Source organism: Zafaria sp. Z1313, assembly GCF_050563205.1.
Taxonomy (GTDB): domain Bacteria; phylum Actinomycetota; class Actinomycetes; order Actinomycetales; family Micrococcaceae; genus JAZDCJ01.
Genome location: NZ_JBNWUK010000011.1, coordinates 19,728 through 37,948, shown reverse-complemented (window position 1 = coordinate 37,948; position 18,221 = coordinate 19,728). Strand labels below are relative to the sequence as shown.

Sequence of the window (18,221 nt, the reverse complement as noted above, 5' to 3'; positions counted from 1 at the left end):
AATACTTTCAACTTGGTTCGTGGCGGCCGGCGATGGATCGGAGCGGCCGTGGAGGCGTTGCGTTCGAGCTTAGTGCACCCCGGCGGGACGCCGGGGTGCCATGGGGGGCTCAGCCGTGCAGCGGCTTGCCGGCGAGGGCGAGGGCCGCCTCGCCGAGGGACTCGTTCTGCGTCGGGTGGGCGTGGATGAGCTGCGCGACATCCTCCGGGTAGGCCTCCCAGTTCACGATGAGCTGGGCCTCGCCGATCTGCTCGCCGATGCGGCCGCCGATGCCGTGGACGCCGACGATCGGGCCGTTCTTGACGCGGACCATCTTGATGAGACCCGAGGTTCCGAGGATGGAGGACTTGCCGTTGCCGGCGAGGTTGTACTCCTGGACCTCGATCTGGTCCTCGCCGAACTTCTCCTTCGCCTTGGGCTCGGAGTAGCCGACGGAGGCGATCTCCGGCTCGCAGAAGGTGACCTTCGGAATGTTGATGTCCTCGACGACGACGGGGTTCTGGCCCGCGATCTCCTCGGCGACGAAGATGCCGTGCTGGTAGCCGCGGTGGGCCAGCTGCACGCCCGGGACGATGTCGCCGATCGCGTAGAGGTTGCCGACGCCCGTGTGCTGGCGCTCGTTGGTGATGACGAATCCGCGGTCGATCGTGATGCCCTGCTCCTCGAAGCCCAGGCCCTCGGTCACGGGGCCGCGGCCGACGGCGACGAGGACGATGTCGGCCTCGAAGGTCTTGCCGTCGGCGAGGGTGACCTTGGCGGCGTCGCCGGACTGCTCGACCTTCTCGAAGAAGGTGCCCGTGTTGAACTTGATGCCGCGCTTCTTGAAGGCGCGCTCCAGGTTCTTGATGATGGACGGGTCCTCGTTGGGGACCAGGCTCGGCAGGCCCTCGATGATCGTCACGTCGACGCCGAAGGAGTTCCAGACGGAGGCGAACTCGACGCCGATGACGCCGCCGCCGAGCACGATCGCGCTCTTCGGCAGGGTGTCCATGTTCAGCGCCTCGGTGGAGGTCAGCACGCGGCCGCCGATCTCGATGCCCATGGTCTTGGACGTGGAACCCGTGGCGAGGATGATGTTCTTGCCCGTGTACCGGACCCCGTCGACGTCGATGGCATCCGGGCCCACGAGGCGACCGTCGCCCTCGATGACCGTGACCTTCTTCATCTTCAGCAGACCCGAGAGGCCCTTGAACTTGCCGGCGACGATGCCGTCCTTGTAGTCGCGGACCTTGCCCAGGTCGATGGACTCGAGGGTCGTGTTGATGCCGTACTTGGCGCCTTCGCGGGCGTTCTCGGCGAGCTCGGCGGAGTGCAGGTAGGCCTTCGTCGGGATGCAGCCCGTGTGCAGGCAGGTGCCGCCGAGCTTGGCCTTCTCGATGAGGCCCACGGTGAAGCCGAGCTGGACCGCGCGCAGCGCGGCCGAGTAGCCGGCGCTGCCGCCGCCGAGGATCAGGACGTCGAATTCTTGCGTTGTTGCCGTATCGGCCACGTGAACGCTCCCTCGCGTGTGATGGACCCCCGTCCTCCGGGAGCCGTCCGTTGGGTGGTCCGGCCACGGCTGTGGTCCGCGCCGGTGCTTCATGGTGATGTGTCAGCTTTACCTTAGCGGGTGCACGCGCCCCGATGCACACGCCGTGACCGACCGCCCACCCGTGCGTGACGGCCTTCACGCAAGGGGTCCGCTGCCCTCCGCAGGGGGAGCCCTGTGGCGGGACGCACGACGCCCCCGCGAGCTGCCGTCAGCGGCTCCCGGGGGCGTGGACGTGTCCTAGCGGGCCGCGAGGGACTCGGCGTAGGCGACGAGCGTGCGCAGCGAGGCGCCGGTCGCGTTCTTCGGGGTGTATCCGTAGGGCGAACCCTCGTTGAAGGACGGCCCGGCGATGTCGAGGTGGGCCCACGGGATGGGGGTGCCGTCGACCTCGCCCACGAACTCCCGCAGGAAGACGGCGGCCGTCATCATGCCGCCGTGGCGTTCTCCGATGTTGGCCAGGTCCGCCACCTGGGAGTCGATCGAGGGGCGGAGCTCCTCGGGCAACGGCATCGGCCAGGCGGTCTCGCCGGAGCGGTCCGCGGCGGCCTTGAGGGCGTCGCGCAGCCCATCCTCGCCCATGATGCCCGTCGTGCGGTTGCCGAGGGCGATGAGCTGGGCGCCGGTCAGCGTCGCGACGTCGATGAGCGCGTCCGGCTTCTCGGCGCTCGCCGCGACGAGGCCGTCCGCCATGACGAGCCGGCCCTCGGCGTCGGTGTTGAGGATCTCCACCGTCTTCCCGCCGAACATCGTCACGACGTCGCCGGGACGGGTCGCGGTGCCGGAGGGCATGTTCTCCGCGAGGCACAGCCACGCGGTGGCCTTGACGGGCAGCCCGAGCTCGGCGATCGCCAGGACGGCCTGCAGCACGGTCGCCGCGCCCGCCATGTCCGACTTCATCGTGAACATGCTGGCCGGCGGCTTGAGGGAGATGCCGCCCGTGTCGAACGTGATCCCCTTGCCGACGAAGGCCACGTGCGCGGCCGCCTTGGCGGGGGCGTACTCGACCTTGACGAGGCGCGGCGGGCGGGCCGAGCCGCGCCCGACGCCGATCAGCCCCCCGTAGCCGTCCTTCTCGAGCCGCTTCTCGTCCAGGACGGTGACCTTGAGCTTGAGGGACCTGGCGGCCTCGACGGCCGCCTGGGCGAACGACTCCGGGTAGAGGACGTTGGGGGCCGTATTGACCAGGTCGCGGACGGCGCGCACGGCCCGCCCGAGCACCGCGGCGCGCTTCAGGGCCGCGGGGAGCGACTTGTCGGCGGACGCGGCGGTGGCGATGACGGCCTCCGTGAGCGGGGACTTCCCCGGGGCCTCGGAGCGGTGGCTCGAGAAGCCGTAGGCGCCCATCGCGGCGCCCTCGGCCACCGCAGCGGCGGCCTCGGCCGTCGGAGCGGGCAGGGCGAAGACGACCTTGCCGAGGCCCGCGAGCTGACGGGCGGCCGAGCCGGCGGCACGGCGCAGCGCCTCGGCTCCGCCCGCGGCGCCCTCCCGGCCGAGCCCGGCCAGGACCAGGACCGGGGCCTTCAGACCCTCGGGGGCGGGCAGGCGCAGCAGCTCGTCCGCGGCGCCCGTCGCGCCGAGTCCGGACAGCGAGGCCTCCAGCGCGGCGGCCTGCGCGGCGGGCAGCGGCGCGTCGACGAGGCGCGGCGCGGAGCCGTTGCCGCCTTCCGCTGCGGGTGCGACGCCGACGACGACGGCGTCGGCGGCCACGCGCTTGATGTCGGTGGAGACGGCGGTCAGCTTGAGCTCGCTGGCGTTGATCACGTGATCTGTTCCTTCGGTCTGCGGCGGTGGGCGGGCCGGGGGCACGGGTGCTGCCCGCGGCGGGTGCTTTCGGTGGTATCGATCGTAGCGTCCATCACGGCCGTGGTGGCCGGGGCGCGGCTAGACTGCAACGGTGCCCGGGAAGAAAACGGCCGGGCCCCGGGTTGACATCCCATGCCAGTCCCAGCCGCCGGAAGGAGTCCCGTGCTCGACCCCCAGTCCCTCGTCAAGCTCAACGATGCGGTGGTCGACGACGTCCGGCTCCAGGGCCTGGGGATGATCGTCGCGCTCCACGGGCACGCGGACGCGGGCGATGTCGTCCGCCAGGTCCGCAGCGAGCTGCTCGACTCCCTCGACCACGAGCTCGTCGCCGCGTTCGACGCCGACCAGCTCCTCGACTACCGCGAACGCCGGCCGCAGATCACCTTCCTCGGCGACCGCTTCACCGCCTACCAGCGGCCGCGGATCGAGCTGTACCGGCTCACGGACGGCCTCGGCACCGACTTCCTCCTCCTGACCGGACCGGAACCGGACCTGCAGTGGGAGAGGTTCGCGTCCGCCGTCGTCCTCGTCGCCGCCGCGCTCAACGTCACCCTGACCGCTTCCTTCGGCGGTGTGCCGATGCCCGTCCCGCACACGCGGCAGATGGGCGTGACCGTCCACGGGAACCGCCCCGAGCTGCGGGAGGGGATCTCGACCTGGAACCCGACCGCCGAGATCCCCGCGGCCGCGGCGCACCTCATCGAGATGCGGCTCATCGAGGCCGGGCGCGACGCCGTCGGCTACTCGCTCCACGTACCGCATTACCTCGCCGACGGCCGGTACCCGCAGGTCGCCGTGTCCGCGCTCGAGTTCCTCGGCGCCGCGCTGGGGCTCGGGCTGCCCACGGACCGGCTGCGCGAGGCCGCGCGCCGGACCGGCGAGGAGATCGACGCGCAGGTCGCCGACTCGCCCGACATCCAGAAGATGGTCTCCGCCTTCGAGGAGCGCTTCGACGAGTTCGTCCCGGCGGCCGGGCGCCGCTCGCTCCTGCTGGACGAGCACGACGCCCTGCCCGACGCCGAGGACCTGGCCGACGCCGTCGAGGCCTTCCTCTCCACGCACGGTCCCGAGGCCGCCCCCGGCGAGGGAGGGCAGTGACCCCACGCGCCCGGGGCCTGGACTCGGCGAGGTCCTGGCTCGTCTGGGGCGCGGGCGTGTCCGCCTACCTCATCGCCGTCACCCAGCGCACGAGCTTCGGCGTGGCGGGGCTGCAGGCCACCGAGCGGTTCGACGCGACCGCCTCCATCCTCGCGACCTTCTCCGTCGTCCAGCTCATCGTCTATGCCGGGCTGCAGATCCCCGTCGGGCTGCTCGTGGACCGCCTCGGCGCGCGGGCCATGATCACCGGTGGCGCCCTGTTGATGGTCGTGGGGCAGGCGCTGCTCGCGCTCGCCGATTCGGTCGCCGCCGGCCTGCTGGGACGCTTCTTCGTCGGCGCCGGGGACGCCATGACCTTCGTGTCCGTGATCCGGCTCCTGCCGGCCTGGTTCTCCGGCTACCGGATCCCCATGCTGACCCAGTTCACGGGCATGGTCGGCCAGCTCGGCCAGCTCCTGAGCCTCGTCCCCTTCGTCGCGGTGCTGAAATGGGCCGGGTGGACCAACGCGTTCCTGTCCCTCGCAGCGCTCGGCGGGCTCGCCGTCGTCCTCGCCGTCGTCGTGATCCGCAACGAGCCCGCCGGAGCCCGCGAGGCCCCGCCCGTGGGCGGACGGCCCAAGACCCTCGCGATGCTCGCCGCGGCCTGGCGCCAGCCCGGGACGCGGCTGGGCTTCTGGACGCATTTCGGCACCCAGTTCTCCGCCAACCTCTTCCTGCTCTCCTGGGGCTACCCCTTCCTCGTCTCCGGCCAGGGCCTCGCCCCCGCGACCGCCTCGGCGCTCATGTCGATCTTCGTGGCCGTCGCGCTCCTGTTCGGACCCGTCTTCGGCTCGGCCGTCTCCCGCCATCCGCTGCGGCGCTCGACGCTCGCCCTCGCCATCATCGCCTCGATCGCCGCTGGCTGGGCCGTCGTCCTGCTCTGGCCGGGCCCCGCTCCGGTCCCCGTCCTCGTGGTGCTGCTCGTGGTCGTCGCCATCGGCGGGCCCGGCTCGATGATCGGCTTCGACTTCGCCCGCACGTTCAATCCTCCGCACGTCATCGGCACGGCGACCGGCATCGTCAACGTCGGCGGGTTCCTCGCCGCCCTCGTGTCGGTGTACGCCGTCGGCGCCATCCTCGATGCCATCCACGTCCTCGGCGGAGGCACCGGCGCGCTCTACACGCTCGAGGCCTTCCGGTGGGCCCTCGCCTTCCAGCTCGTCCCGCTCGTGATGGGCGCCGTGGGCATCCTCGGCGCCCGGCGCAAGGTGCGGGCGGCGCTGGCGCGCGAAGGTGTCGTCGTCCGCCCGATCCTGCAGGCCGTGGCGGAGCGCCGCCGCTCCCGCCGAGGACCCGGCGCCGGTGGACCGACCGCGGGAGCGGCCGGCCCGGAACCGGACTGAGCCGGCCCGGGCGCCCGAAAAGGCCCCGCACAGGAGGGCGTCCACGGGGGAGGGGGACGGTCCCGTCCACAAGCGCCCGCGCGGTGGGTGCGGGCGGCCCGGTGGGCCGGGACAGTGGGTCCATGAACGCCATCAAGAAGCCCCTGACCGTCACGGACTCCGCCTCGCTCCTGGCCATCGTGCCGCACCAGCTCGGCGTCCAACCGCAAGAATGCCTCGTCCTGCTGCCGGTGGGCGCGGGCCGCCTCATCGCGACCCTCCGCGTCGACCTGCCCCGCGGTGGCCCCGTGCCGCACGGCGTGGCCGCGACCGCCCGGCGGGCCGTCGGCTACCTTGACCGCATCCCGGCCCTCGACAGGGTCTTCGCCGTGGTCTACAGCAGCGGGCCGGACGACGCCGGCGGGCCTCCCCACCGGGCCCTCGTGGACGCCGTCGGCGGGGAACTCGCGCGCCGCGGCATCGAGCTGCCGGAAGCCTGGCACGTGGGTGCCCAGGGCTACCGCGGCTACGGGTGCACGGACGCGGACTGCTGCCCTCCTCGGGGCCGCCCGCTCAGCTCGATCGTGGACTCGGAGGCCAATGCGCGGCTCGTCTTCGGCGGCAGCGCCCCGCTCCGGGCCTGGTGGTCCGGTGAGGCGGGGCCGTGGCCGGCCCTCGAGACCGTCCGCGAGGCCGTGGACTCGATCCTCGCCGGGACGTATGGGCGCCCCGATCCCGACCTCCAGCTGCTGGCCTGGTGCCGACTGCTGAAGAGCGAACCCGCGGCCGTCCTGGCCGATCTGAGGGCGGAGCCCGTCGCCACCGCACGGCACCTCGCGGCGCTTGCGGGCCCCGACGTGAGGGACCGCCTCCTGTACTGCGCGGCCACCGGCCGACTCGAAACGGGACACGACTGCTCCGAGGTGGCCGAAATGCTCTCCGGCTTCGTCGAGTCCCCTCCGGACTGGGCGCTCCTGGACCGCTTGTGGGAGATCGGCCGGGGACTGGCCGACGCCGCGCGGGACACGGACCGGGAGGCCGTGTTGACGCTCGTGGCCTGGATCGAGTGGGCGCGAGGGCGCAGCTCCGCGGCGGACGCGCTGCTGTCCCGCCCGGACGCGGGACGGCCCGACCGCCTCGCCACCCTCCTCGACGTGATGTTGCAGCGGGGCGTCCTTCCGCCCTGGGCCCAGGATCCCTCGGCGGCCTGGAAGGAGGCGGCTCCGCGGTCCTGGTAGGCGGTGGCACGGGGAGGTGCCCGAAACATGAGAGACTTGATACCGCAGACCCGGTTGGGTCCGTGTCCTTGGGCCGCATCGCGGCCCCGTTCCCGCCCGGCGACGGCTGGGAACAAAAGGCCGGTCGCAGGCGTTCACTGAGGTGGACCCTGCGTCTGGATCCGCCGTGCGGCGGGACCCGGACTTGACAGGGTCATAGTGGTGTTGCCCCCAAGGCGGCGCCACGGACGAACCGCGAGAAAGGTATTTCGTGTCCGCTTCCCAGACAAGCCCTCCGAAGACCCAGGGCGGCTCCGCCGCCGGCAACGACACCGAGGAGACGGAGGAGCTGACTCCGCAGCAGAAGGCCGCGCGGACCCGGGCGAGGAACAAGGCCGCGAAGGCCGCCGGCGGCCCGGCGGCCAGGAAGCCGACCGCGAAGGCGGCCGCCAAGGGCGCCGTCGAGGCCGATGACCCGGCCGGGGATCCCGACGACGACGCCGTCGAGCCCGAGCCGACCGAGCTGGCCGAGGCCGCCGAACCGGAGGCCGAGGCGGCCCCCGCGGCCGCGACGGGCGAGGACGAGACGCGCGGATTCGTGCTGACCAGCGACGAGGACGACGCCCCCCAGCAGCAGGTCATGGTCGCGGGCGCGACGGCCGACCCCGTGAAGGACTACCTCAAGCAGATCGGCAAGGTCGCCCTGCTCAACGCCGAGCAGGAAGTGGACCTCGCCCTGCGGATCGAGGCCGGCCTCTACGCGGTGGAGAAGCTCGCGGCGGCCGACGACTCCATGGACAAGCGCCTGCGCTGGGACCTGGAGCAGGTCATCCATGACGGCAAGATCGCCAAGAACCACCTGCTCGAGGCCAACCTGCGCCTCGTGGTCTCCCTCGCCAAGCGCTACACGGGTCGCGGCATGCTGTTCCTGGACCTCATCCAGGAGGGCAACCTGGGCCTGATCCGCGCCGTGGAGAAGTTCGACTACACCAAGGGCTTCAAGTTCTCGACGTACGCGACCTGGTGGATCCGCCAGGCCATCACGCGCGCCATGGCCGACCAGGCCCGCACCATCCGCATCCCGGTGCACATGGTCGAGGTCATCAACAAGCTCGCCCGCGTCCAGCGGCAGATGCTGCAGGACCTCGGCCGCGAACCCACCCCGGACGAGCTGGCCGCCGAATTGGACATGACCCCGGAAAAGGTCGTCGAAGTGCAGAAGTACGGCCGCGAGCCGATCTCGTTGCACACCCCGCTCGGCGAGGACGGCGACTCCGAGTTTGGCGACCTCATCGAGGACTCCGAGGCCGTCGTCCCGGCCGACGCCGTGAGCTTCACGCTCCTCCAGGAGCAGCTGCACTCGGTGCTGGACACCCTCTCCGAGCGCGAGGCCGGCGTCGTGGCCATGCGCTTCGGCCTGACCGACGGACAGCCGAAGACTTTAGACGAAATCGGCAAGGTCTACGGCGTGACGCGCGAGCGCATCCGCCAGATCGAATCCAAGACGATGTCCAAGCTGCGCCACCCGTCGCGCTCGCAGGTCCTGCGGGACTATCTGGACTAGTCGAGTCTGAAGCTGTGCGGTGTTATCGCTGGTCAGAAGCGCCTTTCGGGACCTGACGAGATCACGATAGCACCGCATAGCGCTTGGAGTCCAGATATTGATAGACTTCGGGCATGTCGAAGGAACCCGCAACGCCCGATCTTGAGTTCCTCATGCCCTCATGGGTGCTGTCACTGCGGGCCGAGCGGAAGAGCCCGGCCACCATCAAGAGCTACAGCGACGGCGTGAACGCGTTCCTGACGTGGTGCCGCGATGCCGAGGTCCCCGCCGTCCTCGACAAGGCAACGGTGAACGCCTTCACCGCGCACCTGCTGGACTCCGGCCGGGAGCCCGCCACCGTGCGCACCCGGCAGCTCGCCCTGCGCCGATTCTCGGCCTGGATGGACGAGGAAGGGGAAGTGCCCGATGACGGCCTGCTCGGGCTCAAGGCCCCCAAGCTAGACACCAAGGTCATTGAGCCGCTGACCGAGTCCGAGCTCAAGGCCCTGCTCAAGGCGTGCGACGGGACGGACTTCTGCTCGCGCCGGGACGAGGCGTTGATTCGATTCATGGTGGAGACCGGAACCAGGGCGGGGGAGTGCGCCGCGCTGCTCACGGATGACCTGAATCTGCTCGAGGGGACGGCCATCGTCCGTCGCGGCAAGGGTGGTAAGGGCCGCGTCGTTCCCTTCGGTGCGCAGACGGCAAGGGCCCTCGACCGCTACCGTCGTCTGCGCGCCCAGCACGCACTGGCAGGGACGCCCGCCTTCTGGCTGGGGGACCGTAACCGGGCGTTCGGCTACGACGCCCTGCACAAGGCGCTGACCGGCCGGGGAGCGGTGGCGGGCCTCAAGGGCTTCCATCCGCACAAGCTGCGGCACACAGCGGCACATCGGTGGCTGGCAGCCGGAGGCTCCGAGGGTGGCCTCATGGCCGTTGCCGGATGGACGCGCCCCGACATGATCCAGAGATACACCAAGGCCCGCGCATCCGAGCGCGCCGCCGCCGAGGCACGCAAGCTGAACCTGGGGGAGATATGACGGACCTGATGACCACCCGCCGACATATGCGGATCCGCCGCGACGCTCGGGAGCTGGCGATAGCCAACCGAGACGTCTTCACCGGGGCCACCGGGCCGGTGGTGATTGCCCGTTGCGAGCACCACCCGGGCGGCAAGAGTCCGAAGCTGGCCGAGGCGACGATTCATCGCGGCATCTTCTATTTTGCATCACGTATTGCCTGGCGACCCGACGACGTCGTCCAACCTCGCCCTTGGATGACGGAGCACTACCTAGGGGCCGGCGCACAAGAGGCCTGGGATCGTGCGATGACGGATGACGCCTTCCTGCGGAGGCACATGGATCAGTTGCAGCAGCCTGACTTGCCCTCCGGTGAGCGGTGGATTGCAGGAACTGGCCCCCACTGGGTCCGGTACGCGCTGCCGATGTCAGATTTCGCTGACATTGAAGCGCTGGGGCTATGGGTCCGGTGCAAGGACCACCCGCAGCATGCCGAACAGTTGGATGCATTGGCAATTGTTGAAGCGCTGCGCGAATCAGCTAGTCGCACACCGTAAATGCGCTATGCTTAGGAGGAAGATCAAGGGCCGGGCGGCGATCCGCTAGACCACGAGTGTTCGATGGGCATCGAATGCACCTGAAGAGGTGTATATTCGATGCCCATTTCTGCATCTGAACGACGCTTAGCGGCTCAAATCGCCGCGCATGTGTCTTGGGCCCAGACCCCGGATAGGTCCGCTAGGACCGCCAAGGCTCGAGCCGCCCTCATGGCGAAGTTCGAGCACCAGGCCGACCCCGACGGTGTCCTGCTCCCGGCGGAACGCGCCCGCCGAGCCGAGCACCTCCGCAAGGCCCACTTCCAGCGACTCGCGCTGAAATCAGCACAGTCCCGCCGTCGGGCCAAGGAAGCGGCCGCAGTAGCCGAGGCCGCCGACGCCGCACTGTCCGCTTTCGGCGGTGATGCCGCTTGACCAACGCAAACGAAAACCGCCCCGCGGGCAACGGGGCGGCAATCACAGAACCGGGTAACAAGTCCACTAGTAGTCTACCCGCACCCGCCGACAATATGGCCCTCCGCGGTCACGTCGCCGGCGTATACGTCGCCGTCGTCCAAGTCCGCAACGACGCCCCGGAGCCGCATTACCGCCGCCGGGTGTACCTGGCCCTCGCGCCCGCGCAGCGCGCCGTGGACCGGGCGACGATGGACGGCCTCGAGGCCACGGTGTTCCTGTGCCGCCTCGAGCCGGTGGACGGCGGTGGAGCCCATGCGTGACGCCGAGCTGCGCGAATTCATCGTGCGCAACCGCACCGCGACCCGCTGCTATCTCGAGGGCCGCGCCGACGGCTACGTGGAAGGCCTCGCAGACGGTCACCAGCAGGCCGGGGACGCCGCCGAGCTCACCGCCCGGAAGCTGCTCGCCACGGCCGAGCTGGGAGCCCAGCAGGCGGCCCTCGCGGCGTCGGCGGCCGAGTTCCTGACGGTGCCGAGGGCGGCAGCGCGTCCGATGCCGACGACGACGATCCGGCCGGCCCCGTCGCTGGCCCAGTTCCTCGACGGGCTTCGGCGTGGCGGCATCCTGCGCGACCGGCAGGCGGTGGCAGCGTGACCGAGCTTGCAAGGGCCTTTGCGGCCGCGACAGATCAGCCCTACTTCAATGCCGCGGACGGTGAGAAGCACCGCGGACAGGCACGCATGGCCTACCGCCTCGCGGCCGCGAACGCGTCGCGGCTCATGTTCGTTCGCGGGATCGGCTGGCACGTCTGGGACGGCACTCGGTGGGCGGTGGACGAGCGCGACACAGCCAAGACCGCGGTCCTCGAGGTGCTGCGCGCCGCCCTGGCCGAGTCCCTCGATGATCGGGATCTTCGCACCGACGTCCGACGATGCGAGTCCGCATCCGGCGTGAACGGCGTCCTCGAACTGGCTTCGTCCCTGCCTGCGCTGCGCGCCGCGACCGACGACCTCGACGCGGACCCGTACCTGCTGAACTGTGCCAACGGCACGCTGGACCTGCGGACCCGCGAACTACGGGAGCACGATCCTGCCGACCGGATCACCCGCGTCGCCACCGGGGCCTACGACCCCACGGCCGAGCGTCGGACATGGTCAGAGTTCCTGGAGTCCGTACTGCCTGGCACCGAGGAGCGCGACTACCTGCAACGGGTCATCGGGCAAAGCGTCTACGGCGCTGTTCGGGAGCACCTGTTCCCCGTGCTGACCGGCACCGGGGCGAACGGCAAGGGCACGGCCTACGGGGCGATCACGCACGCGATGGGCGACTACGCGACGATAATCAACCCCGACCTGCTCATGACGTCCGAGCGGGGCGCGGGCGGGCCGGAGCAGATGGCCCTGTTCGGTGCCCGGTTGGTCATCGGCTCCGAGACCGAGGACGGCCGCCACCTTGACGCCGCGCTCATGAAACGCCTCACGGGCGGCGACCGGCTGACGGCCCGCCACTTGTACCAAGCCCCGGTGAGCTGGGAGCCCTCGCATCAGTTGGTCTACGTCACCAACCACCTGCCCCAGGTCAAGGGCAATGACCCTGCCGTGTGGAGGCGCATTCGCATTGTGCCGTTCGATGTCGTGGTCCCCGAGGACAAGCGCGACCCGCAATTGTCCGAGCGGCTCAAGCTCGCAGCTGACGCGGTGCTCACGTGGGCCGTCGAAGGATGGTTCGCCTACGAGGACCAGGGCGGCATGAACGAGCCCGATAGCGTCCGGCGGGCCACCGACGCCTACCAGACGGCATCGGACGCCGTGAAGCGCTTCACCCAGGACCACTGCCTGACCGGCCCGCACTTCAGCGCACGGGCCCGGGACCTGTTCAATGCCTGGACCGAATGGGCCATTGCAGACGGGGCCGAGAAGCTCTCGGAGAAGGCGTTCGGGGACGAGCTCGAGCGGCTCGGATTCAAGCGCAAGGTCACCAAGACGGGCAAGTACCGGGAGGGCATCGGACTGCCTGCCGAGGCCTCCGAAAACGGCGGGGGTGACGGGTGGTGACGGGTATTTGCAAACTTCCTCACGAGGAAGAGCTAAGGAAAGTTTCGGGAAACCCGTCACCACCCGTCACCCGGTGGGGAGATTCCCCGGAATCACGCGGATCTTGGCCCGCCCGGCTCGAGGCGAACGCGGTCCGGATGGACCGGCTCGAAGCCCGCATTGACGCACTGCTCGAGCGTCACATCATCACCACCAAGGAGGTACAAATGCCAACCATCGACCCCACGACCGCGCTGCGGCACGAGCTCGCTGCATGGCGGGACCGGGCACTGCTCGCCGAGTCCCGGCTCGCGGTCCTCGAGGCCGAGACCGGACGCTATCGGCCGGAGCCGTGCTCATGAAGGGCCGGACGATCACCGAGGCCGAGACGGAAGCCCTCAAGGCCCAGGCCGAACGCTTCTTCCAGCCCCGGCGGGAACGCGAAGCCGCGGCCGCACGCGCCGCCGAGCTCGAGCGGCTCCGTAGCCTCGCGCGCTACCACCAGGCGCACCACTACCGGTGGCGCGACCGGGCACGCACCGCCGAAGCGGCCCTGTCCCGGCTCACCGCCGCCGACGGCAGCGAGGAACAGCCCCTGCCCACCACGATCCCCGAGAGCGAGTGACGATGACCGACACCAACACGACGGCCCTGCCTGGCGAGGCGCTGCACCGGGCGCTGCGGGCCGAACGGGCCGTGCGCAAGTCCCTGCACCGCGAAGCCACGGCGCTGCGCGAGGAGTCCACCCGGCTCCGGTTCGAAGTGGAACGGCAGCGGCAGGAGATCGAGAGGCTGCGCTGGATCTTGACCGAGGAGATGGCGGCATGACGGACGTCATCAGGCCGAGGAAGATCAACAAGTTCGGCGTGCAAGTGGATTGCCCCACGTGCAAGGACGTCCACAACTACGGGCTGCACGAGCTCCGGCCCTTGCCGATCAAGCCCGGTGACCGGCGCATGGTCCGGTGCAAGTTCTCGCGCAGCAGGTCCGACCTCTTCGGCACCGGCATGCGGGGCGTCCCCCTACTCCCCTTCCTCATCCAGTTCCCGACGCTCGAACAGGTCAAGGAGGGCAGGTCATGACCACGCCGACGAGCATCGGCCGCCACGGCGTCACCGTGGACTGCCCTGTCTGCGGCGCCCTGCATCAGTACGGCGTGCACGCGCTCTACCCCTGGCCCGTCGCCTCCGGCGGCACGCGCCGGATCCCCTGCCCGCGCCCCGGCGTGGTCCCGTCAATGTTCACCATCGAATTCCCCGACCCCGGCAACACCAACTGAAAGGCACGACACCATGAACTACCGCTTCCCGATGATCCCCGACGCCCTCCGCCCGCACGACACCCGTCAAGTCGCCACCTTGATCCGGCGGCTCAAGCTCACCGGCCTCCCCGCAGAGGTCACCGCCGGCCCGGCAACCATCCGGCCCCACGAGGGCCACGAGCGCGTGAACAGCATCGTCCAGCGCCGCGACCACCTCGACGACGCCGCCGATGCCGTGCTCCGCGGCGAAGACCCCACGGACCACATGATCCTCGCTGCCGCCTGGAGCTTCCACGAGGGCCTCGCCCAGCGGGTCCAGCAACGATCCCAGGACGGCTACATCGACACGATCAACGCGAACGCCGACGCGATCCTGACCGCGGTCAAGCAGCAGGTGTTCAACCCGACCATCGAGAAGCTGCGCGGGCTCGCGGACAAGCATCCCGACGTCACCTGGAACCTCGACACCGCCCTGGGCATCGAGGACTACGAGCAGGCCCAGCGGATCAAGGCCCTCCGGCCCACGATCCAGCGGCTGGTGTGGGCCGACGAGCTCCGGCGGCTGATCCACCCGGACGCCTACGAAGGCGACGCCGCATGGACCAACACCCCCGGCCTCATCCCGGACGTCCCCGACCCCGAAGACCTCGCCTCGGCCGGTTGGTGGATGAGCCTCATCCTCGACGGCCACGAACCCGTGTACGACACGGCCGCCGAGTGGTGGGCGCGCGACCACAGCGAGCGGTTCACCGAGTTCCGCGAAGCCGCCGCGTCCAAGGTCCCTGTCCAGAACCTCGCGTGGGCCATGAAGAACTAGCCGCACCAGCCCCGAGCCCGGCGCGCGACACGGCCACCAGCCACGCGCGCCGGGCACCGGACCGGAAGGAACCCACACATGGCAACAAGCCGAACAGGCACCTCGACGTGGAAGAACCTGCGCACCAAGGTCCTACGCCGAGCACGCGCCGCCGGACTCACGAACTGTCCGATCTGCGGGATCTGGCTGGACTACGATACGGGACGAACACCAGCGTCCGCCGAGGTGGACCACATCGTCCCGAGCTCGCACGGTGGCAAGGACGTCGAAGAAAATTGCCGCGTGATTTGCCGCAGGGACAACCAATCCCGAGGGAACCGGCCGACACCGAAAGCCGCGACGAAGCCCGCGACGCTGACGCCGTTCGTCAATCCCCGCTGGTGATCGTCGCCGCCTGCTCGCGGGGTGGGGCGCATGCCCCCCAAGCCCTGTCTTTGCTCGCTCCTCCGGGCGTAGCGAATAATCCCCCCGCGATGCGAATGATTCGCGTTAGCCCCCTGCACTTCCGCACCGTTGCTGGCCTAGAGGCCCCTTGGTAGCCGGACGGCGGGGTCTGTGAGGGCCTGAATCGCCCCGGATGCCCGCGGGTGCCACCGCCCCGATTTTAGGCCGTCCTGGGCCGATTCCCCACGGTGGCCCGGCAACCGCCCCGAGCATCGTCCCGGCTCTGCATCCATCACCGAAAGTTCCCCGGAATCACGCCGATTATCCGTTTCACTTGGTAGAATGGGAGCATGAACCGGGCATGTGCGCATTGTGGGGGGCCGATGTTGCTTCCCCGCGCCGGAGCCCGCTTCTGCACGAGCCGATGCCGACTCCGCGAACACCGCGCCTCCAAGCGCCGCCAGCACGTCATCCCGCCCGAACTAGCCGCACTCCCTCGCTGGATACGCCGCCTCGGTTCCAAGGTGCCGATGACGACGACGGGCAAGGCCGCGTCATGCGTGAATCCCGCCGACTGGACGACGCTGGAACAAACCCGGGCATCGCGGATCGGCGTCGGCTTGGGGTTCGTCCTCGCCGGCGACGGGATCGGCGTCATCGACCTGGACCACTGCCTGATCGACGGCCGGCCCACGCCCGCAGCGGCCCGGTTCCTCGAGGACTACCCGCGGAACTGGATCGAGGTCTCCCAGTCCGGCCACGGCCTGCACATCTGGTGCCGCATGGAACCGGGCAAGGGCTCCCGCACCATCACCGCCGACGGCCTGCACGTCGAGCGATACTCGACCGGCCGCTACATCGCCCTGGGAACCGAGGCATTCCAGCGCGGCGGCATCGTCTAGGTGAAACGGATAATCCCCGGAATCTAGAGGGTCTTGGGCGCATCGGCTGACACCACTACGGAAATCGCCGCCCTGCCTCCACGGGGGCCGAAAGCGTCCACCACCACCAAGCTAGGCCCTCACAGCCGCCCCACGGCCCCAGACAAGCCCCTCCCAGCAGCCCGAGGCCCCATGTGGAAAAACGCCGTGAGAGTGCGCCCGCTATCACCTGGGGGAGCGGCAAAGGGAAGGGAGGGAGGGGGTGGGCCCTGGGTCCGTGTCACCAAGCCCACGGGGCCGCCGAGGATGGCCTAGAACGTCGCCGATGCATCCAAGTGCCACCGGGACGATTCCAGGGCTTCTACGGCGGGTGGGTGCGTGCTAGATCCCAGCTAGCAGCTTCTTGGTGCGGGCGGCTTCGGCATCGTCGCGTTCCCGGTCCGCAACGAGCAGGCCGGGCACCGGGCGTTCGAGCATCCGCAGCGGGAATCCAGGTTCGGCCTCGACCCATCGAACGGCCCCGCGACCAACCACGACAAGCCCCCGCGCCTCGAGGGACCGGCACGCGGTGATCGTCTGCCGAGGGCTTCCGTCGCACCGCTCGGAGAGCTCTTGGATGCTCCAGTAGAACGTGCCGCTGGGGGAATCCGCGGTCAGGGCTTCCATGATTCGGCGCTGGTAGCGCCCGAGTCCTCGAGACATGCTCTAAGTATACCGTTCGGGCGATTGATTTGGGCCGAACGGAACACTTAGTTTTCCCGTGATCGGGACCGAACGGAACACTTACTTTCGTCCCGACGCCTATCCCAGATCGGCCCGCACGGCACGCTTGACCTGCTCCGGCAGATCCGACCACCGGGCCGAGCGACGACGGTTGGCGCGCCGGTAGTCCCGCAGTGCCTCGAGCTGCATCTCACCGAAGACACCGACGCCGCCCGGGGCGAACGGGTCCGCGCTCATGGCACGGTAACCGACCGTCGGGGCGTTCCCGTCCGGCCGGATCACATCGCGGTAGAACACGGTCCACCGGTCAAAGTCGCCGGGCCCCGAGTCGAAGATTGCCAGGACACCGGCGGGGCAGTCGCCGTCAAGGAACCGGCTCGCGGCGCGGCGTGGGACGTAGGTCATGATTCCTCCAGAGTGTGCGTGGTGGGTGGCCTCGAGGTGCCGGGAACCTCCAAGGATGAAGCGGACCCCAAGGGGCTGGCCTTGCAAGGTCCCCGACACCGAAAATCCCGCCGCCCCCGCCCACTCGCAGCGACATTGGAACGCCTGTAGCCCGCCCCGGATTCCGGGACAGGCTGGCGTCAACCGGTGCCCCGGCCGTGGGCATCGGTGCCCCGGCGGTACGGGGCTGAAGGTGGGTGTAACCGCGGCGCCTTGGTTAGCGTCTAAGGCGTCAGGAACGACGTGACGAGGTAGTAACCTCGAGGCCGGCACGGTTGGGGGGGCCGTGCCGACTTCCAGGCCACCACCAAGGGCACCGAGGGGTGCCGCTGGCAGGGCGTGGGACCGGCCTACAGTGGGACCGGGATCATGGACGGAGCCGATACGGCGGCGAAGAACAGGAGACACGTCAGGAGGCCGCGCAGCGCGTTCATTCCCCGGCCTCCAACAGCTCGGCAAGCGCGGCCTGTTCGAGCAGCCACCGCGCCAGCACGCGGGTCCCGGAGGGCGAAAGAGTGAATTGGACCCCGTCCATGCCGCTAAGGTCCGACTCGACGCCGAACAGCAGGTAGCGCGAGTAGATTTCGTCGCTTTCCGCTTCCATCGCCTCGACTTGGGCCGTGAACGTATTGTCCCCGTCCTGCCATGCATCGCCCGTCGTGACCTTGGTGCGCAGCGTCGCGCCCTTGGCGGCGTGCGTTCGCGAGCCCGAGCGGTATTCACGGCACTCGGCCGGACGCACACACCAATTAGGATGCCCGGAGCGGGGCGCCTTGACGTCGCGGCGGGCAAGGGCGGCGCGGATGTCCGCCTCCGAGAACTTGTCGAGCGCGGCAGCCGCAGCGGCGTCGTCGGTCCACACCAGGTGGACGGCGTGGACCGTGCGGGGGAGCTCGCGGGCGTCGGGGTTGTCCCACTCGACGCTGGCATATAGGCCGAGCGTGTCGGTCCCCGTCGCGGTGACGGTGCCGGGCTCGCTGGTGTGGCGGTGGGTCACACGGGTGCCCACGGGGAGGTGGGGGGTATGGTGGGGCATGGTTCGGGCCTCTCGCTTAGGCCCTGGACCGTTGCCCCGGGGGTGTTTCCAGCACCTCCGGGGCCCTTTTTCTAGTCCAGGATATTTCGCCCCATAGCGTTTATGACCGGCTCCCAC

The 18,221-nt window shown here is 69.9% G+C and carries 23 protein-coding genes; 18 read left to right on the top strand and 5 right to left on the bottom strand.

The genetic code is table 11. The annotated features are described in order from the left end of the window. Positions 1-109 precede the first annotated feature (109 nt). Together lpdA and ACQ3I4_RS11285 are read right to left on the bottom strand one after the other, a co-directional pair. The gene (gene lpdA / locus ACQ3I4_RS11290; protein WP_329860179.1) at positions 110-1,489 is read right to left on the bottom strand and encodes a dihydrolipoyl dehydrogenase; all 1,380 of its coding nucleotides are present in this window, start codon (positions 1,487-1,489) and stop codon (positions 110-112) included. Positions 1,490-1,768: 279 nt separating this feature from the next. Further along, positions 1,769-3,292 carry a leucyl aminopeptidase gene (locus tag ACQ3I4_RS11285; RefSeq protein ID WP_329860178.1) on the bottom strand — a complete coding sequence of 508 codons (1,524 nt, stop codon included), beginning with the start codon at positions 3,290-3,292 and terminating at the stop codon, positions 1,769-1,771. Between the two features lie 204 nt (positions 3,293-3,496). On the opposite strand from ACQ3I4_RS11285, the gene ACQ3I4_RS11280 reads away from it, so the two are divergent. From ACQ3I4_RS11280 to ACQ3I4_RS11195, 18 genes are all read left to right on the top strand, one after another. After that, positions 3,497-4,432: a PAC2 family protein gene (locus tag ACQ3I4_RS11280; protein WP_329860176.1), complete on the top strand. Its 936-nt coding sequence runs from the start codon at positions 3,497-3,499 to the stop codon at positions 4,430-4,432. Between the two features lie 17 nt (positions 4,433-4,449). Beyond that, positions 4,450-5,814, top strand: coding sequence for an MFS transporter (locus ACQ3I4_RS11275; RefSeq protein WP_329860208.1), 1,365 nt, complete (start codon positions 4,450-4,452; stop codon positions 5,812-5,814). 122 nt (positions 5,815-5,936) lie between these two features. After that, positions 5,937-7,031 carry a DUF4192 family protein gene (locus tag ACQ3I4_RS11270; RefSeq protein ID WP_430633574.1) on the top strand — a complete coding sequence of 365 codons (1,095 nt, stop codon included), beginning with the start codon at positions 5,937-5,939 and terminating at the stop codon, positions 7,029-7,031. Positions 7,032-7,281: 250 nt separating this feature from the next. Beyond that, a complete protein-coding gene (locus tag ACQ3I4_RS11265; protein ID WP_430633573.1) occupies positions 7,282-8,574 on the top strand; it encodes an RNA polymerase sigma factor in 1,293 nt (430 codons plus the stop codon). Between the two features lie 113 nt (positions 8,575-8,687). Next, on the top strand, positions 8,688-9,593 hold the full coding sequence (locus ACQ3I4_RS11260) for a tyrosine-type recombinase/integrase (protein ID WP_430633572.1): 906 nt from the start codon (positions 8,688-8,690) through the stop codon (positions 9,591-9,593). Next, complete coding sequence (locus ACQ3I4_RS11255; RefSeq protein WP_430633571.1) at positions 9,590-10,129, top strand: hypothetical protein; 540 nt, start codon at positions 9,590-9,592, stop codon at positions 10,127-10,129. The genes ACQ3I4_RS11260 and ACQ3I4_RS11255 overlap by 4 nt, the downstream gene beginning before the upstream one ends. Before the next feature lie 210 nt (positions 10,130-10,339). Further along, the gene (locus tag ACQ3I4_RS11250) at positions 10,340-10,543 is read left to right on the top strand and encodes a hypothetical protein (RefSeq protein ID WP_430633570.1); all 204 of its coding nucleotides are present in this window, start codon (positions 10,340-10,342) and stop codon (positions 10,541-10,543) included. Positions 10,544-10,638: 95 nt separating this feature from the next. Continuing rightward, a complete protein-coding gene (locus tag ACQ3I4_RS11245; RefSeq protein ID WP_430633569.1) occupies positions 10,639-10,845 on the top strand; it encodes a hypothetical protein in 207 nt (68 codons plus the stop codon). Beyond that, positions 10,838-11,179: a hypothetical protein gene (locus ACQ3I4_RS11240; RefSeq protein ID WP_430633568.1), complete on the top strand. Its 342-nt coding sequence runs from the start codon at positions 10,838-10,840 to the stop codon at positions 11,177-11,179. Before ACQ3I4_RS11245 ends, ACQ3I4_RS11240 begins: the two co-directional genes overlap by 8 nt. After that, positions 11,176-12,579, top strand: coding sequence for a DNA primase family protein (locus tag ACQ3I4_RS11235; RefSeq protein ID WP_430633567.1), 1,404 nt, complete (start codon positions 11,176-11,178; stop codon positions 12,577-12,579). Before ACQ3I4_RS11240 ends, ACQ3I4_RS11235 begins: the two co-directional genes overlap by 4 nt. Positions 12,580-12,785: 206 nt before the next feature. Beyond that, complete coding sequence (locus ACQ3I4_RS11230; RefSeq protein WP_430633566.1) at positions 12,786-12,920, top strand: hypothetical protein; 135 nt, start codon at positions 12,786-12,788, stop codon at positions 12,918-12,920. Continuing rightward, the gene (locus ACQ3I4_RS11225; protein ID WP_430633565.1) at positions 12,917-13,183 is read left to right on the top strand and encodes a hypothetical protein; all 267 of its coding nucleotides are present in this window, start codon (positions 12,917-12,919) and stop codon (positions 13,181-13,183) included. The genes ACQ3I4_RS11230 and ACQ3I4_RS11225 overlap by 4 nt, the downstream gene beginning before the upstream one ends. A 2-nt stretch (positions 13,184-13,185) precedes the next feature. After that, positions 13,186-13,386, top strand: a complete 201-nt coding sequence (locus ACQ3I4_RS11220; protein WP_430633564.1) for a hypothetical protein — start codon at positions 13,186-13,188, stop codon at positions 13,384-13,386. Continuing rightward, on the top strand, positions 13,383-13,640 hold the full coding sequence (locus ACQ3I4_RS11215) for a hypothetical protein (RefSeq protein WP_430633563.1): 258 nt from the start codon (positions 13,383-13,385) through the stop codon (positions 13,638-13,640). Before ACQ3I4_RS11220 ends, ACQ3I4_RS11215 begins: the two co-directional genes overlap by 4 nt. After that, on the top strand, positions 13,637-13,837 hold the full coding sequence (locus ACQ3I4_RS11210) for a hypothetical protein (RefSeq protein ID WP_430633562.1): 201 nt from the start codon (positions 13,637-13,639) through the stop codon (positions 13,835-13,837). Before ACQ3I4_RS11215 ends, ACQ3I4_RS11210 begins: the two co-directional genes overlap by 4 nt. A gap of 13 nt (positions 13,838-13,850) precedes the next feature. Next, positions 13,851-14,636 (top strand): hypothetical protein, encoded by a 786-nt coding sequence (locus ACQ3I4_RS11205; RefSeq protein WP_430633561.1) that lies wholly within the window; start codon positions 13,851-13,853, stop codon positions 14,634-14,636. Between the two features lie 78 nt (positions 14,637-14,714). Further along, positions 14,715-15,020: an HNH endonuclease gene (locus ACQ3I4_RS11200; RefSeq protein ID WP_430633560.1), complete on the top strand. Its 306-nt coding sequence runs from the start codon at positions 14,715-14,717 to the stop codon at positions 15,018-15,020. A gap of 560 nt (positions 15,021-15,580) precedes the next feature. After that, on the top strand, positions 15,581-15,922 hold the full coding sequence (locus ACQ3I4_RS11195) for a hypothetical protein (protein WP_430633559.1): 342 nt from the start codon (positions 15,581-15,583) through the stop codon (positions 15,920-15,922). Positions 15,923-16,282: 360 nt separating this feature from the next. Here ACQ3I4_RS11195 and ACQ3I4_RS11190 read toward each other — a convergent pair whose 3' ends face one another. The 3 genes from ACQ3I4_RS11190 to ACQ3I4_RS11180 form a co-directional block, all read right to left on the bottom strand. Next, positions 16,283-16,603 (bottom strand): hypothetical protein, encoded by a 321-nt coding sequence (locus ACQ3I4_RS11190; RefSeq protein WP_430633578.1) that lies wholly within the window; start codon positions 16,601-16,603, stop codon positions 16,283-16,285. 99 nt (positions 16,604-16,702) lie between these two features. Next, positions 16,703-17,029 carry a hypothetical protein gene (locus tag ACQ3I4_RS11185; protein ID WP_430633558.1) on the bottom strand — a complete coding sequence of 109 codons (327 nt, stop codon included), beginning with the start codon at positions 17,027-17,029 and terminating at the stop codon, positions 16,703-16,705. 469 nt (positions 17,030-17,498) lie between these two features. Then, a complete protein-coding gene (locus ACQ3I4_RS11180; RefSeq protein ID WP_430633557.1) occupies positions 17,499-18,104 on the bottom strand; it encodes a hypothetical protein in 606 nt (201 codons plus the stop codon). Between the last annotated feature and the right edge of the window lie 117 nt (positions 18,105-18,221).